Annotated in this window: 13 protein-coding genes; 4 read left to right on the plus strand and 9 right to left on the minus strand. The window is 36.8% G+C overall.

Annotated features, from left to right (window positions below):
* Nucleotides 1-13 precede the first annotated feature (13 nt).
* A complete protein-coding gene (gene pafA / locus DDY94_RS15700) occupies nt 14-1,684 on the minus strand; it encodes an alkaline phosphatase PafA (RefSeq protein ID WP_111685556.1) in 1,671 nt (556 codons plus the stop codon).
* Between the two features lie 113 nt (nt 1,685-1,797).
* Between pafA and DDY94_RS15705 the strand changes: the two genes are divergently transcribed.
* Nucleotides 1,798-2,535 (plus strand): MlaE family ABC transporter permease, encoded by a 738-nt coding sequence (locus tag DDY94_RS15705; protein ID WP_111685557.1) that lies wholly within the window; start codon nt 1,798-1,800, stop codon nt 2,533-2,535.
* Nucleotides 2,535-3,302 (plus strand): ABC transporter ATP-binding protein, encoded by a 768-nt coding sequence (locus tag DDY94_RS15710; protein WP_111685558.1) that lies wholly within the window; start codon nt 2,535-2,537, stop codon nt 3,300-3,302. The genes DDY94_RS15705 and DDY94_RS15710 overlap by 1 nt, the downstream gene beginning before the upstream one ends.
* On the opposite strand, the gene DDY94_RS15715 is transcribed toward DDY94_RS15710, so the two are convergent.
* The 4 genes from DDY94_RS15715 to DDY94_RS15730 form a co-directional block, all read right to left on the minus strand.
* Complete coding sequence (locus tag DDY94_RS15715) at nt 3,303-4,802, minus strand: DUF389 domain-containing protein (RefSeq protein ID WP_111685559.1); 1,500 nt, start codon at nt 4,800-4,802, stop codon at nt 3,303-3,305.
* Between the two features lie 2 nt (nt 4,803-4,804).
* Nucleotides 4,805-5,896 carry a mannose-1-phosphate guanylyltransferase gene (locus DDY94_RS15720; protein ID WP_111685560.1) on the minus strand — a complete coding sequence of 364 codons (1,092 nt, stop codon included), beginning with the start codon at nt 5,894-5,896 and terminating at the stop codon, nt 4,805-4,807.
* The gene (locus DDY94_RS15725) at nt 5,896-6,492 is read right to left on the minus strand and encodes a SprT-like domain-containing protein (protein WP_111685561.1); all 597 of its coding nucleotides are present in this window, start codon (nt 6,490-6,492) and stop codon (nt 5,896-5,898) included. Before DDY94_RS15725 ends, DDY94_RS15720 begins: the two co-directional genes overlap by 1 nt.
* Before the next feature lie 88 nt (nt 6,493-6,580).
* Nucleotides 6,581-8,167, minus strand: a complete 1,587-nt coding sequence (locus tag DDY94_RS15730) for a vWA domain-containing protein (RefSeq protein ID WP_111685562.1) — start codon at nt 8,165-8,167, stop codon at nt 6,581-6,583.
* 133 nt (nt 8,168-8,300) lie between these two features.
* Here DDY94_RS15730 and DDY94_RS15735 point away from each other — a divergent pair, with 133 nt between their 5' ends.
* Together DDY94_RS15735 and DDY94_RS15740 are read left to right on the plus strand one after the other, a co-directional pair.
* On the plus strand, nt 8,301-9,197 hold the full coding sequence (locus DDY94_RS15735; RefSeq protein ID WP_111685563.1) for a hypothetical protein: 897 nt from the start codon (nt 8,301-8,303) through the stop codon (nt 9,195-9,197).
* Between the two features lies 1 nt (nt 9,198).
* Nucleotides 9,199-9,711 carry a hypothetical protein gene (locus tag DDY94_RS15740; RefSeq protein WP_157957347.1) on the plus strand — a complete coding sequence of 171 codons (513 nt, stop codon included), beginning with the start codon at nt 9,199-9,201 and terminating at the stop codon, nt 9,709-9,711.
* A gap of 12 nt (nt 9,712-9,723) precedes the next feature.
* Here DDY94_RS15740 and DDY94_RS15745 read toward each other — a convergent pair whose 3' ends face one another.
* Genes DDY94_RS15745 through DDY94_RS15760 form a run of 4 tightly spaced genes read right to left on the minus strand, consistent with a single transcriptional unit; the run spans nt 9,724 to nt 16,034 of the window.
* Nucleotides 9,724-13,761: an FG-GAP-like repeat-containing protein gene (locus DDY94_RS15745; protein ID WP_111685565.1), complete on the minus strand. Its 4,038-nt coding sequence runs from the start codon at nt 13,759-13,761 to the stop codon at nt 9,724-9,726.
* A 37-nt stretch (nt 13,762-13,798) separates the two neighbouring features.
* Complete coding sequence (locus DDY94_RS15750; protein ID WP_111685566.1) at nt 13,799-14,437, minus strand: HAD family hydrolase; 639 nt, start codon at nt 14,435-14,437, stop codon at nt 13,799-13,801.
* Nucleotides 14,438-15,121 (minus strand): SDR family NAD(P)-dependent oxidoreductase, encoded by a 684-nt coding sequence (locus tag DDY94_RS15755; protein WP_111685567.1) that lies wholly within the window; start codon nt 15,119-15,121, stop codon nt 14,438-14,440.
* The gene (locus DDY94_RS15760) at nt 15,114-16,034 is read right to left on the minus strand and encodes a M28 family metallopeptidase (RefSeq protein WP_111685568.1); all 921 of its coding nucleotides are present in this window, start codon (nt 16,032-16,034) and stop codon (nt 15,114-15,116) included. Before DDY94_RS15760 ends, DDY94_RS15755 begins: the two co-directional genes overlap by 8 nt.
* Nucleotides 16,035-16,072: the final 38 nt, after the last annotated feature.

A 16,072-nucleotide genomic window follows, 5' to 3' on the forward strand; every position in this document is an offset into this window, starting at 1 on the left:
TAATAAGTAAAATCTAATCTATCACAAACCCTAGTGGTTGACCTGTTGCACCATTCGGAAAACTGATACCTAATAAAGCCGAAATGGTTGGGGCAATATCTGGTATTACCGTTTTCTCAAAAGTTTCACCATGTTTAATACCAGCGCCAAAAAACAGAAGTGGCACGTGCGTATCGTAATTAAGTCCACTACCATGTGTACTCCCCTTTCTACTGTAGGCTATATGGGCGATATCGTCAACAACGATCACATCTCCAGATCGCTTTTGATTAAATCCATTTTGAAGTAAAGCCTCAATACCTGTAGTGAAATTTGTACTATTCATTGTTGTGGCCGTATAGACCTTTGCAATGTTTTTATAACTAATTTGCTCATCAACAAAGGCTTGCTCCACCTCATGCAGATCTAACCCTAGTTCTTTCAATTTTGCTTTATTCAAAAACACCTGGTTGTTGCTCACATTTTCAACAATATCAAGTGTTCCGTAGGTGTCTAATAAAAATTTAGTAAACTGTTCTTTGCGATCGTTATAGTCTAAATATCCTGCTGGAATATTTACAGATTCTAAATACGCAGGAACATTAACTGCACCGTGATCAGCAGTTAGGAAAACAGTGTATTCGCCCTTTCCAACATAATCATCGAGTGTATTAAAAAGTGTTTCAAGATCCCGATCTAGTCTAATATAAGTGTCTTCAACTTCCTTCGAATTCACACCAAAATTATGTCCTACATAATCGGTACTTGAAAAGCTCACAGCTAATACGTCAGTATCATTATCTTGTCCTAATGCCTCACCTTTTAAAGCGGCCAGTGCAAAATCTAAAGTCATGCTATTGCCATAAGCAGTGGTTTTCAAAATATCATAGCCGCCGTTTTCAGATTTCAAGCTAGCCAAATCATAAGGAAATGTGGCGGTTGATTTACCCGTAAATCCACGTTCAAAATCATTGAGGTCGTTACCACTTTCTGTGTAACTTTCAATGGGCATAAATGTATCCCAAACCTTGAAGTAAGAATCTACACTTCGAGATGCATTAAATGTTTTTACCCATTCTGGTAAATCTTCTCTGTAGAAGGTGCTAGTGATCCACATACCTTCATCCATACCATGAAACCAATAAGCTGCATTTGCTGTATGACCTGCCGGAAGAATTGCACCTCTATCTTTTATGGCTATACCTATTGTTTTACCTCGCATTTGGGTAAACAATCTGTTTTCATCAGCAAAGCTAATCGTTAACATTCTATGAGGTGACATTTTACCTGCATTACCTTCAGTACCAACGGAAGACACATTATCATCTTGAGCGCAATACACTGATGTTTTAAGATCTTTATCGTACCAATTGTTTGAAATAATACCGTGGTATTTCGGAGTTGTTCCTGTGTATACTGATGCATGTCCTGGCCCAGTATAGGTAGGCACGTAATTGAAGTGGTTATTTTTACAATTAAAACCTTCGCGCATCATGCGTTTAAATCCGCCTTCTCCAAATTTTGATTCAAATCGAGTTAAATAATCATATCGCATCTGATCTACAACGATACCTACAACCAGCTTTGGTTTCAAATTTGAATTCGATTGGTCCTGTGTATTGACATTGGAAGTACTTACTATTTCTTGCGAACCACAAGAAGTAAACATCGTAAATACAAGGATTAATGTAAGGTATTTCTTCATGATTTTAATGTAATCTATTCGAGTTTCAAAAATACATTATTTAGACCATCTTAATTTAAATTAACGTTATATTCCTAATCATTTTTTATACTTTAGCATTAGAATTTTCTTAGATGAAGTACCTTCATAATATTGGCACTTACTTTATAATGATCAAGGACATGTTTCGCAAGCCAACCAAATGGTCTGTAATGAAAACATTGATCTTAAAGGACATTGACGATCTAATCATAGGATCGCTAGGTATTGTTGCCTTTATCTCATTCTTTGTGGGTGGCGTTGTGGCAATTCAGACTTCATTAAATATTAGTAATCCACTTATTCCGAAATACCTAGTTGGTTTTGCGACAAGACAGTCTATTATTTTAGAATTTGCACCAACGTTTATCTCCATAATTATGGCTGGTAAGGTTGGTTCATTTATCACGTCGAGTATTGGTACAATGCGCGTTACTGAACAAATAGATGCACTTGAGGTTATGGGAATCAATGCCATTAATTATTTGGTGTTTCCGAAGTTTATTGCACTTACACTTTATCCTTTTGTAATTTCGATCTCAATGTCTTTGGGTATTTTGGGCGGACTTGCAGCCTGTGTTTACGGCGGATATGGTACGTTTGAAGATTATATTGAAGGCGTTCAGAATGATTTCATACCATTTCATATGGCCTATGCCTTTATTAAAACTATGGTTTTTGCATTTATTCTGGCAACAATTCCATCATTTTATGGCTACTTCATGAAAGGTGGCGCACTTGAAGTAGGAAAGGCAAGTACAACCTCATTTGTTTGGACGAGTGTTGTTGTAATTCTGGTAAATTATTTAATAACAAGTTTACTTTTAGGCTAATGATAGAAGTTAATAATTTACATAAGTCGTTTGGAGAAGCTCATATTTTAAAAGGGATAACTACCTCTTTTGAAAAAGGAAAAACCAACCTTATTATTGGTCAGAGTGGCTCAGGAAAAACCGTATTTCTGAAATGTCTACTTGGGCTGTTTGAATACGAAGAAGGAAGTATTGCGTACGACGGCAAAATTTTTAATGAGTTTAGTCCAGATGAAAAACGCGACCTCAGAGCTGATATCGGCATGGTATTTCAGGGAAGTGCGCTTTTTGATTCTATGACTATTGCCGAAAATGTAATGTTCCCATTGCGCATGTTTACAAAGCAGAGTAAAAGTGAAATGGAAGACCGCGTAAACTTCGTTCTTAAACGTGTTAATCTTGATGGTGCTCACAAAAAAATGCCTAGTGAAGCTTCAGGTGGAATGCAAAAACGTGTGGCTATTGCTAGAGCTATTGTGAACAATCCTAAGTATTTATTCTGTGATGAACCTAACTCCGGATTAGATCCTAAAACAGCCATTGTGATCGATAATCTTATTCAAGAAATAACTGATGAATATCAAATGACCACAGTAATTAACTCTCATGATATGAATTCTGTGATGGAAATTGGTGAAAAGATCGTTTTCTTGAAGGATGGTTACAAGGAATGGGAAGGTTCAAAAGATACAATTTTCAAAACTGAAAATGAAGCGGTCACCAATTTTGTGTATTCATCAGAATTATTCAAAAAAGTACGCAAAATGTACCTCGAAGAGAACCAATAATTAGTTGCGTTTTATACTAATTTTTTCAGTTTTTAACTTTTGCTTTAACCATTGCAGCAACTCACCCTCTTTAACAAGAGCAACACTATCATTAACCGATTCCTTCCATTCAATATTAGCCACAGTTAAGGTATCTATTTTAATGAAATCCTTCGATTCTAAAAGCTTAGCATAACTAAAATAGGAGAGGTCATCAAATCGTATTTTCGCATCTCTTGCCAAGACAGAAAAGGCCACCTCATCGGTTGTATTCTGGGCCTCTAATTGCTGATTTAAACCAGTAACCGTTTTTTGTAATTCTTCTATCTGCTGTTCGAGTCCGGTGATAATCAGATCTTTTTTATCGAGTTCTGCAATAGCTCTATCATAGGCATCAGAAATCTTATCGATACTTCGATTCTTATTCCCAAAAATTTCTAATTCAAAATCCTTGATATTTTGATATTGCTTCAATTCATTTCTAAGATCAGTTTCGGTAGCATCGGTAATTTCACCATTAAAATACAAGGTGATCTTTTTCTTTTCCCATTGCGGTGTTCCGCTCTGAAACCACAAGTCGTTATTAGAGCGTACTTCCTTCTCAATAAATGCTGAATAATCCGCGTTTAATCGTGTTTCTTTAATGAACTTTACGAAACTTAATGTTGGCCAAATCATAACCACAATCGCTACCAAAGATGCCAGTTGAGCAATGCGCTTTCTCTTTTTTGAATTGGCATATTTAAGCATCGGAAAGCGTAACAATTTCAATACTATAAAGGTTGCCAAGGCAATAAATATGGTATTGATGGTAAATAAATTCATGGCACCCAGAAAATCGTCGAATCCACCTTCAATACCACGCATCCAATTGGCCAAACCAAATCCGGCCGTACATAGGGGCGGCATTAATGCTGTTGCAATGGCCACACCAAAGATCACAGAAGCAATGGTTCCTTTTTTAGTTCTGGCAATAATCAATGCTAAACCGCCAAAAAATGCAATGAGAACATCTCTAATATCGGGAGCTGTTCTTCCTGCTAATTCGCTGGTTTTTATTTCTGCCGTTGGAAATATTCTGAAGAATAGATAAGCAGTCAATAAACTCAGTACGATCATAGTGACTAAGTTGATGAGCGACTTCTTTAAGGTATCAATATCATTAAGAGCTATAGACATCCCCACACCGAGTATCGGACCCATTAGAGGTGATATTAACATGGCACCGATCACTACTGCTGTAGAATTGGCATTTAGCCCAACCGAAGCCACCATTATTGAACAAACTAGAATCCACGCCGTCGCCCCTTTAAACGGAATATCCGCCTTGATCGCAGCTATAGTAGCTTCACGATCTGTGTCGTCTCTAAAATCTAGAAGTTCACTAAGAAAATTTGTTATACTTGAAAATAAGCCTTTGGCATCTTTTTTTACGGCTTCCTTTTTTTCTTCGACGGCTTTATCTTTTTCAACCTGTTGTTGTTCGTCTTCAGAAAAATTGAATTTACTTTCTTCGCTCATGCTTAACCATATTCTTCTCCAAAATTAGCTTTCACATTTTGGAGGACTTTTTTAATATCCTGTTCTTTACTTTTAGGAAAGATAAGCAAAACTTCGTCTTTATCAACTATGATGTAGTCTTTTAAGCCATCAACTACTACAATTTTATCTTTTTTAGAGCGAATCATATTACCTGTAGCATTTTCGGCAAGAACTCTCGAATTAACCACGGCGTTGTCACTGACATCTTTATCTAACTTATCGTATAGACTACCCCAAGTTCCGAGGTCGTTCCAATCGAATGTGGCAGGAATCACAAAAACATTTTCGCTCTTTTCCATTATGGCATAATCTATGGAAATATTTTCTGCCTTTGCATAATTCACTTTGATAAAATCTTCTTCAGCTTCAGTATTATAGGTAGCATAACCGCTTTTAAACAGCTCATAAAGTGCTGGTTGCTTGGTCTCAAAAGCCTTAATAACAGACTTGGCACTCCACATAAAAATCCCAGCATTCCATAAGAAATTACCTTGGTCTAAGAAAGACTTTGCGGTCTCATAATTTGGTTTTTCTCTAAACTGGTTTACTGATTTTATAGGTTCCGCACTAGTTGAAGCTGCGTCGTCATACTCAATGTAACCATAACCCGTATTTGGAAATGTTGGTGTAATTCCTAAGGTCATTAAAGCATCGTTAGACTCGCAAAAATCGAAAGCAGTCTTCACATTATTTGAAAAGGCGGCTTCATCTTCGATCCAATGATCACTCGGTGCTACTATCATTAAAGCATTTTCATTTTCCTTTTGAATCTTTAAAGCAGCATATAAAATACAAGGTGCTGTATTTCTCATTGCTGGTTCTAAAACCACTTGGCGCTTTGTGACACTTGGTAGTTGTTGAAATACCAAGTCGTTATAACGCTCATTGGTAAGAATAAAAATATTTTCTTCAGGAATTAACTGCGCAAGACGATTGAAGGTTTTTTGTATTAGCGTATCGCCAGTACCTAACATATCGTGAAATTGCTTCGGGAAATTTTGGGTACTTACTGGCCAAAATCTCGATCCTACACCGCCTGCCATTAATATGGCGTAATAGTTTTTATTTTTCATTAATCAATTATTTCTACTTCCGCATTGGGGTTAAACAAATATAGTTTCCCAGTTTTAACTTCGAGGCATTCAAAGCGTTTTCTTCGTTTTTGCCCCTTTTTAAAAATTCTACCATTGTAGAGTTTGAAACTTTGACCCAAAGGTACTTCAAATACAAACGTCTTAGCCGGACCTTCGTCGAATTGCTTCAAAGCTAAGGCGAGTCGCGTATCTGTATCGCTCGATGCTTTCGGATTTTTAAAGTGATTGGCCAATAGCGGAAGTAATTCAAGAGGAAAAACTTCAGGCCTTAAAAACGGTAACATTAAATGCTGAAAGGTAGTTTTCCACTCCTTACCATGCGGTTTAATGAGCCGACCATATCTACTGAATGCTTCAAAATGGGCGATCTCGTGAATTAAGGTGATTAAAAATCTATATGGATTTAAATTGGCATTAACCGTAATCTGATGCTTACCGTGGGGCAATTGTCTGTAATCTCCGTGCTTGGTCTTTCGTTCTTTATTCACCTTAACTACCAAATGATCTTTAGCTAGTAAGGCTTCAACCTGTGATTGGGCTTCAACAGGAATAAAATCTAATAATTGTACTTGCATTGGTACAAAAATAGATGATTTGAAGCTTTCAGAAATAAAAAAATGAGGCACTTTTTAGAAGAAAATTAAAAGTGCCTCAAGCTACATATTAAAGTTTCTCTCTTAGTAGCGATGCGGTTTCTACCATATTAATAAATTCTTGTCGGTACCCGTTAACATCCTCACCTTGACCTTGTTTTGCTAACGTCCTAATCATTTCATAAGTTGTATTCCCTTTGAATTTTGAATCTCTTAATAGGAGTCCAAATCCAGAAACAGCCGCAGAAAATTTAAAATTATTTGAAGCTTGGGCTAACTCTAGTCCTTCATCTGAAATTGTATGCGTAATTAGAATACTGCGCTCTCCTTTAGGTTTTTTATATCTGAATTTTATGGTAAGCATTTCATCATTTTTTGAAGCTGACGTTGTTTTTGTCTTTTGGTATTTCAATTTATCATGACTAGCGATTTGCTCTTCAGAATTGGCAGGAATTATTTCATACAATGCTGTAACTGTATGCCCTGCACCTAATTCCCCAGCATCCTTTTCGTCGTTATTAAAGTCTTCGTCTTTCATTACTCTATTTTCGTAACCGATGAGACGATAACCTTTCACTTGATTCGGATTGAATTCGATCTGAATTTTTACATCCTTCGCGATCGTAAACATATTGGCACGCATCTCTGTGGAGAATACTTTCTTAGCCTCTTTTATATTATCAATGTAAAAGTAATTACCGTTGCCTGCATTACTGATCTGTTCCATCCTTCCGTCTTTGTAATTTCCCATTCCAAATCCACAAATCGTAAGGAATATGTCTTCTTTACGCTTTTCTTCAATTAATCTCACCAATTCTGAAGTTGAAGATGTCCCAATATTAAAGTCACCATCTGTGGCCAGGACAACACGGTTATTGCCATTTTCAATTAAATGATCTTTGGCAATTTTGTAGGCAAGCTCTATACCTTCTCCGCCTGCTGTTGAGCCACCAGATTCTATTCTATCTAAAGCATTAATTATGGTGGCTTTCTCTGAAGCTTTTGTTGAAGGCAGTACCAAACCAGCCGCACCAGCATAGGCTACAATAGCCACTCTGTCGGCGTCCTTAAGTTCATTAAGGAGTAATTTAAAACTCTTTTTAAGAAGAGGTAGCTTATTACTAGAGCTCATAGAACCGGAAGCATCTACTAAAAACACCAAATTACTAGGCTTTAAGTCTTCGTAGTCTAAAGATTTACCCTGAATACCAATATGAACCAATTTATGTTCCGTATTCCAAGGGCAATTAGACACTTCATTTGTGAACGAAAACGGGTGTTCTCCTTCAGGTTGAGGATAATCATAATTAAAATAATTGATCATCTCTTCAATTCGAATGGCGTCTTTAGGAGGTAATTCGTTGTGATTTAAAAAACGTCTTAAATTGGTGTACGAAGCGTTGTCAACATCTATAGAAAAAGTAGAAAGAGGATTTTGCATAACCGTCTGAAATGAATTTTCATAAATACGATCATATTCTTCCGTATTGTGTTCGGTATAATGATCTTCTAAAGCCGCTTCTGAGACTTCAATATCGTCATAACTGTAATTGAATTTTTCGTGCTTGCTCGACTGTACATCACATGCATTACTCATTAATAAGATTGCGCCTACTATCAAGAAATTAGTTATTACTTTAAATGGTATTGCCTTCATAATTTTATATTTTTAAACGTTATTAAAGCAAACATATCGATCACTTTAATAAGGTTTTTGTCAATCGTTTGTAAAACACTTGCAAATGATTTACAACAGTTACACAACTGATTTTTAATACTTTAAATTAATTTTGACTACAGAAGAACAACATATTTTCTCAAAGCTGAAATTGGCCATTGCAGCCAAATTTTTGGAAAATAATAGTGCTTCTGAACGGATTGAAGATTGGAAAGGTGAAGAAATCATTTCATTTCAGGAAGATCTATTCGATAATGTAAAAGCGAGGGTAAGCGAAAAATGGTTCTATACCTACATGAAGAACAATGCTGAAAAGCTTCCGAGAATTGATATGCTCAATTTATTGTGTACCTATGTAGGTTACCAAAATTGGAACGATTTTAAATCTCAACATCAAACTCCTCCAACTTCAAAAAAGAAAAAAGTATTAAGTAAATATTTATGGTTGTTGCTGTTAATACCTGGCATTTTGCTGGCATTTTCGATGATTACTACTAAGAATAATTATGAGTTTTGCTTTTTTGATTCAATAAAAAATGAGCCTATTAAAGATGTGATATTGAACATTAAGATTTTAAAAACTAACGAGTCACCGATTCATGAAGTTTCGGATTCATTGGGTTGTTTTAAATTTAGTTCGTCTGAAAAAGAATTGCGTTTTATTGTTGAATCGCCCTACTATAAAACAGATACAATTGTTAGACAATTTAATTCAAACGAAAATAGGATTATTAAACTCGAAGCTGATGATTATGCCTTAATGCTTAATTATTATGTCAATAAAAATATAACGGCATGGAAAGAACATCGTGAAAAACTGAGTGAAATATTCAGTGACGATGCTATAATTTATCAGCTTTATAAACAGAGTAATACGGTGGAGATCTATACGAAGCAAGAGTTTATTCAGAAGTTAACTATCCCAACCAGAAGTTTGCGCGGGATGGAAATTTTAGAGAAAGTTGTTGTTGACGGAAAAATAACTAAACTGAAATTCACCATTAAATAAAATGGAAATAAGACTTAAACATATTGTACTTTTTTCGATAAGCTTGTTGTTTGCAGCTTGTGCTATGGAATCGAATAAGGTGAATACATCTGAAAGTGATTATAAGTATGTAGACATTGAAGAATCGGCTGCCACTGAAGCAGATGATTACGGTTCAAATATTTCTGGTGATCAGGCACTGATTAATGAAAAATTACAAGACTTTTATGATTTATTAGCGCTTCAGAATAAACATCCAGAATTTACCAAAGAGGTTATTGAGCAACTCAGAAATTACACTTCAAATTCTATTGAAGAGTTCAGTTCAGAAAATGCATTTGTGATTAAAAATATTAGCCAGTTGGGCCAAGCTGAAGTATTAAACGATAGTGTGAAAAAACTAAAATTAGTCTACGACAAAATTAGCGAAAATGTAAAGGTTACAGACACCATCTATGCGCTAATAACGAGTAAAACTATAGTCATTGATGGCGAATCTTTCAAGTCTAATAAAATTCAATTTTCAAAAAACTGATCCGAAAAAAGGCTAGTTATTTACCACGATCATTTCAGCAGTGTCATTGATCTTCAAAAGGTAAAGACCTGTGGCTGTACCATCAAATTTCAATACAGTTGTGTTATTAGATTCGTTGAAAGTTCTATCGGCAAGATCTATTCTTCTTCCGCTAATATCATAGACTTCAATAGTTTCTATTCCGTTGGTATTACTTATGAAAATTTCTCTATCCGTCGTAGGATTTGGGTAAATACTCATAGGAACTTCTAAATCGTCTATACTTAAGGCTCCATTAAAATAAGGCACTGCAAAATCGAAAGTATCCTCAGCAACTGCTTGTCCAATAAACCTTCCTGGAATATCGTCTGCAGGTGGATGAATACCACCCCAGATTCTACTTAAACTTGTCTGGTCGGAGGCATCTCTGTACGTTGCCCATTGTAAGATAACATCGACTGAAGGCCCTTCTTCGAAAACTAAGAATTCATTAGCCTTAGCTTTAAACTCGCCAACGCCGCCTGGGAAAAATGGACTTCCCGTCATCATGGTCATCAACTCGGCAGCAGTCCTAGAATAAGTTGAATGTCCCGATACAAAACCTGCAAAAGGTGGTGTAACGAATGTTGGTCTTTGATAAGGATACCAGTCTTCGGCTAAGATCCAGCCCACACCTGCCTGATCAGTTTCGGTATCATCAATAAAATCGTGACCACGCCATGTGTATAGTTTAATCTTTCCAACATGCTGGTTTGCGAACCCGGCTAATGGATCGCCAGCTTCCACGACTTCAATGTAATTATCGATTAGTGGAATACCACCCACATTATAATTCGATAAGCTATTGTCCGTACTTTGACCAAGTTCAGCCATTGCTCTAATAGCCGAAATAGGTCTGATATAGTCATACCAACCTTTAACGCTCCAAGCAGATATCGCAGCATCGTGCATTCCGCCTCCGAGAATAAAGTAGGCTTTTACATCCCATTCTAGCGGATCTAAGATTTCGCCAACACCTTCAAAGCGTTTTTCGAATAATGGATGATCATTAACATAATTCAGAATAGTAAACCAGTGCCCTGGTGGTGTTTCAGAATCAGGACCATCTGCCCAAAATTCAGCAAGAACTCTTGCATAATCACCTCTAGGCACCATATTTGGTGGATAAGGATTACCAGTTACAGGATTAAGGTTATGACCATTACTATTTGCTCCACCTTCAAAGAAATCATAAAAACTAGGATAATCAGAGTAATTTGTTGGGAACGTGCTAAGGTCTACATTACCTATCGAAGCCGGAGATATATCCCACATAACGCCATCCGTTTGGTCTAAATGAGATTGCCATACAGAAACCATCGTAAAGCCCCATTTGTAATTATCACTATCCGTATTGTCTTCAGTTAAACTGATATATGGTGGTGCTGAAGGGTCATGATAAACATTATAATCATTACCGTCTCTTTGATACGTTACTTTATCTTCCTCCTTTAATGCGAAACCATTAACATTGCCCCATTCCGGGCTTAAAAACTCTGGTATGCTACCACCAACAACATTACCGGCCTGATCAATAAAGGTATCAAATCCCAGAGGTTGCCAACGGTTTGGATCTTCAATTGGCAGGTTGAAATTTGAATCTAATGAATAAGCTGAATTAGCAGGTTCGTAATAGGCATTGTCATAATCAGTTGCTTCTCTCGAACCATCTTGTAAACCATAATCGATCATCGTCTGAGCTACATAATTTCCTAAAGCTGCCGCATCTCCATCTTCGTACATTAATGAGGTAATACTTGTATCATAACCTAGTTTATCCATCAATAAGTTGAATCTTGCTTGTGATTCATCTACACCAGGTGAGTTTTGAAAACGATGCGTAAGCAAACGGTACATGGCATAGCTTATGGCCTTTTCTTGTGAAGCTACGATATCTTCATTTGGTGTAAAGTCTTCTAATGAACTTGAAAAACCGTGCACCGTTTTACCCATGATGTATGGCGAGGCAATGGCATCATAGATGGCCCAGACATCGTACATAGCTACACTTGAATGAAAGAGGTTTCTTGCATGAACGGTTGGCCTTGCAAAATCATTCCTGATAGCTTCTAGCAGAGCATCATTCCAGAGTCTGGCTATTGAAATATTATCTGGCAGATTATCGATACCTAGCGCAACATCTATAGATACTTCTAGACTAGAACAGACATCATCAGATTCGGTAATTGCAACTCTTCCTGATTCCTCGAGATGCCATCTTACTGTAATTGTATTTGTATCGTCACCGTCAATAATTTCACCTCCAGTCACTTGCCAATTGGCCGTAGAACCCGGTGCGAGATTATAGCTATAAACTTCAGTTCTTAAAAAGGAAGACGTTGTATTACCAATTATATTTTGAGATGGAAGGTATGTACAAGAACCATCATCTAAAGTTGCTTCCGGATTGTAATTACATGAATTAGGATCAGTACAACCATAAATCTTTTGGCTTGGTTCAATGCTCAATACTTCTAATGAACTACCTTCAGTTAATTTAATAGTAGCATTTGACGCAATATTATTATAATTTTCCACCAATCCAGAGGGCCATTCAACTTGAAGTGTTTGAATATTGGTAGCATCATCTAATCCGAAGTGGAGTCCTTGTAAACTCTGACTTAGAAATCCAACACCAGAATAATATCTTTTAAGCGTTCCGTTAACAGTGGTGATGGTCACGGTGGTTCCTATGGCATCTCTGTTGGATGTAGTTCCTTCTAGCTGTATTTTTAACCAGTTCGAAGTTGTAACCGTATCGTCGAAATTCAAAAGTTTATTCTCATAAAACAATACTCCACCGTCACCATTGGTTACAAAAATATCTAAGTCGCCGTCGTTGTCGTAATCAAAATCCAAGGCTTCTACACTTTCGGTATTTTCATTAAGCATTAGTTCTGAAGAGGCATCTTCAAACATGGGCTGACCTTGACTATGCAAATTTCGGTAATAGACATTTTGTTCTGGGCCTCTGCCTTCAAACTCATAACCATTAACAACAAATAGATCTTCGTCCCCATCAAGATCAAAGTCGGCAAATCTCGTTCCCCATGACCAACCTGTCGGACTCAATCCAAAATTTCCTGAGTTTTCAACATACTGATTAGATCCATTATTTTCTAAGAGTGAATTCTCATCGATTCCTGTAATAAAAAAGTCAAAGTCGCCGTCCAAATCAAAATCACTGATGGCAATACCCATATCATCAATTTGGTTGTCCATACCATAAATAGCGGCCTCTTCATCGAAAACAACTCCAAATTGATTGATATAGAGATAATTGGGTTCTTCAAGATCGTTGGTAACGATCAAGTCCATTCGATTATCGTCGTTTATATCAAATGGAAATGGTGTATAACTCAACTTAGATTCAATATTTTCACGCATACCAACTTGTGAAGTAACATCTGTAAACGTGAACCCACCATTATTTCGATAAATAGTGTTCGTATTACAGCCACTCCAATCTGTGATATAAATATCTAGAAAACCGTCATTGTTATAATCAAACCACGTGGCGCCCATATTAGTACAGCCATTTGTCGTCCCAAAACCTGTAGCTACAGTTACATTTGCAAATGTGCCATTCCCCAGATTTCTCCAAAGTTGTACCTTTTGTGAATAGGTTAGAAACAGATCTGGAAAACCGTCATTGTTATAATCACCCCAAGACGCACTAAATCTAAATCCTTGTTGTGCGAAGGTAAACTGCACATTCTCTTCGGCTGTAAGTAGATTTACAAATCCTGCAGCCTCAGTAACATCGGTGTACGAACCATCGTTGTTATTTCTGTATAGTCTACTAAAGCTGGTATAGTCTTCTTCATCCTCAACAGCATGAGCTACCACAAATATGTCTAAATCGTTATCATTATCATAATCCGCTACTGCCACACCATTATTGTTCGCAAGGTCACCTAATCCAGCAATATCTTCGATGCGTTCGAAGGTTTGTCCGTAACTAAATGAAGTAAATAATAATACGAATTGAAAACAGAGAAGGAATTTGTGATAGAATAATTTTTCTAGCATAGACCCAATTTTTTTTATAAATATAAAAATTACCTCCTTAATCTAATAATTCCCTCAGTTTAATCATGCTATCAAAGGTCTTAGTCGAATTTTTACGCAGCTCATCCTTGTAATCGTGTGCTGTAAACCCGTAAACATCAAAACCACCATTAAGAGCTGCCTGAACACCGATAGGACTATCTTCAATTACTAAGCAGTCTTTTACTTCAAATACCATAGTCTTAGCCGCCCAAAGAAATACAGCCGGATCGGGTTTCCACTTCTGAATGGTATAACAACTAAAAATGTTGCCTTCAAAATAAGGAAGCAAACCTGTGAGCTGTAAATTCAGACGTATTTTACTTTCTGGTCCGCTGGAAGCAACACAATATGAAATTTTTAACCCATCTAGGAGTTCTTTTATCCCTTCAATAGGTTTAATATGTGCTTTGAATTTTTCGGTAGACCGATGTCTATACTGTGCTTCAAGGTCTGAAGGCACTGCCCTACCAATCAATGCTGAAATTTGATCTGCGCAATTCTTAAATGAATTGCCCTTAAAATTTTGGTAAGCGTAGTCTAAATCTATATCTGCTCCGAGCTCATTGGCTAAATCTACCATTACCTGATTGCTAAGTGGCTCGCTATCAACAAGAACGCCATCACAATCAAAGATGATACACTTATATCTCGCCATTTAAGGTGTGCTATTTGAAACCTGAAGTACTTTACCGTTATAATAGTTATTGCCAGTTAGAGCAAAATCCATGATATATGTAGCCATTTCGAGGGCTGTAGTGGGTGCTTGATAATCTGGGAAGGCTTCTTTTAGCATTTCAGTTTGCACCGCACCAATAGCCAAAACGTTGAACTGCGGTCCAGTTTCTTTGTACTCTTCAGCTAATAATTCCGTTAGGGTAATCACAGCGCCTTTACTCGAGCTATAAGCTGCGAGGCCAGGAAATTTCATGCTTCCTTGTATTCCACCCATACTACTTATAGTTACCACGTGACTGTCTTCTTTCATAAAAGGTAAGACTACGCGTGTCATTTCAGAGACTCCATAAACGTTGGTTTTATAGACGTTTTCGAAATCGGACATCGTAGTTTCTGCAAAAGGTTTATTTAGCAGCATTCCTGCGTTATTAATCAGGATATCTACACGATCCCATTCCTTAGAAATATAGTCTACTACTTTAATATAATCATCATCCGCACATAGGTCGCAACTAAATGCAGTTATATTGCTGTGACTTAGTTCCTGAACTGGTTTTGCATTTCTTGATAGCGCCAAAACATTATGACCTGCATTAGCAAATAACTTTACTAATTCAAACCCAATACCTCTACTCGTGCCGGTAATTATTACGTTTTTACTCATTCTCTGTAAGTACTACTTCTCTGGTTGGTGCATTAATCATTCCTTCCAAGGCAGGAATCATTTTTGTTATGAAGCTTGCCATGTGTTCATAATCCATCTGATCGGCTTCGTCATCTACATGATGATAATAATCGAAATTGGTAAAATCGAATGTTGAAATCGCATGCGCTGGTATATTAAAGGCCTTATAGAATGGAAAGTTATCTGATCTAAAGAATAATTGAAATTCCTTTGCCTTCGGAAAGAAACCTACAACTTCTTCGCCTGCATATCGGTTTAAGGTAGGTGCAAAATTAGAGCGATTATAACCACTCATATAAGCCATGGATTTATCAGCAGCTCTTGGTACACCAATCATTTCGAAATTAATCATGGTGTAAGCATTCATACCTTCGTTCTTTAGACGTTCTGCTAGATGCGCTGAGCCTTTAAGTCCCATTTCCTCAGCAGCATATAAAGTGATGAGAATACTGCGCTTATTAGATTTTGACTTTGCAAAATACTTACCAAACTCCATGGCAGCAATTGTTCCTGAGGCATCATCGTTAGCCCCATTAGCTATAGTATCGCCATTTACTTCTTTTCCTGTACCGATGTGATCATAATGACCGCCGAGAATTACAAATTCATTTTTTAAGTTTGGATCATTTCCTTCAATAACTCCAACTACGTTATAACCGACTATTTCACCGATATTGAAAGAATCTCGATACGTCTCAAAATATGGTTTGATATTATTATCCTTGAAGTAATTCTCAATATATACAGCAGCCTTTTCAATGCCTTCGGTTCCTGTTGCTCGACCTTGCAACTCGTCGGAAGCAAGATACTCCATGCTTTCTTTTACACTTTTTTCTACTGAGCCACAGCTCACCAAGAGCGCTAAAATAGCAAACACTAAAATATTCTTCATTCTAAGAGGATTTAATTATTTAAACATAAAAATCCTAT

It is taken from the genome of Winogradskyella tangerina (assembly GCF_003260205.1).
In the GTDB taxonomy this organism is placed as follows: Bacteria; Bacteroidota; Bacteroidia; order Flavobacteriales; family Flavobacteriaceae; genus Winogradskyella; species Winogradskyella tangerina.

Bases quoted from the DNA above. Each gene is read 5' to 3' on its own strand.
- pafA (WP_111685556.1), bottom strand. From the start codon at position 1,684: ATGAAGAAATACCTTACATTAATCCTTGTATTTACGATGTTTACTTCT.
- DDY94_RS15705 (WP_111685557.1), top strand. From the start codon at position 1,798: ATGAAGTACCTTCATAATATTGGCACTTACTTTATAATGATCAAGGAC.
- DDY94_RS15710 (WP_111685558.1), top strand. From the start codon at position 2,535: ATGATAGAAGTTAATAATTTACATAAGTCGTTTGGAGAAGCTCATATT.
- DDY94_RS15715 (WP_111685559.1), bottom strand. From the start codon at position 4,802: ATGAGCGAAGAAAGTAAATTCAATTTTTCTGAAGACGAACAACAACAG.
- DDY94_RS15720 (WP_111685560.1), bottom strand. From the start codon at position 5,896: ATGAAAAATAAAAACTATTACGCCATATTAATGGCAGGCGGTGTAGGA.
- DDY94_RS15725 (WP_111685561.1), bottom strand. From the start codon at position 6,492: ATGCAAGTACAATTATTAGATTTTATTCCTGTTGAAGCCCAATCACAG.
- DDY94_RS15730 (WP_111685562.1), bottom strand. From the start codon at position 8,167: ATGAAGGCAATACCATTTAAAGTAATAACTAATTTCTTGATAGTAGGC.
- DDY94_RS15740 (WP_157957347.1), top strand. From the start codon at position 9,199: ATGGAAATAAGACTTAAACATATTGTACTTTTTTCGATAAGCTTGTTG.
- DDY94_RS15745 (WP_111685565.1), bottom strand. From the start codon at position 13,761: ATGCTAGAAAAATTATTCTATCACAAATTCCTTCTCTGTTTTCAATTC.
- DDY94_RS15750 (WP_111685566.1), bottom strand. From the start codon at position 14,437: ATGGCGAGATATAAGTGTATCATCTTTGATTGTGATGGCGTTCTTGTT.
- DDY94_RS15755 (WP_111685567.1), bottom strand. From the start codon at position 15,121: ATGAGTAAAAACGTAATAATTACCGGCACGAGTAGAGGTATTGGGTTT.
- DDY94_RS15760 (WP_111685568.1), bottom strand. From the start codon at position 16,034: ATGAAGAATATTTTAGTGTTTGCTATTTTAGCGCTCTTGGTGAGCTGT.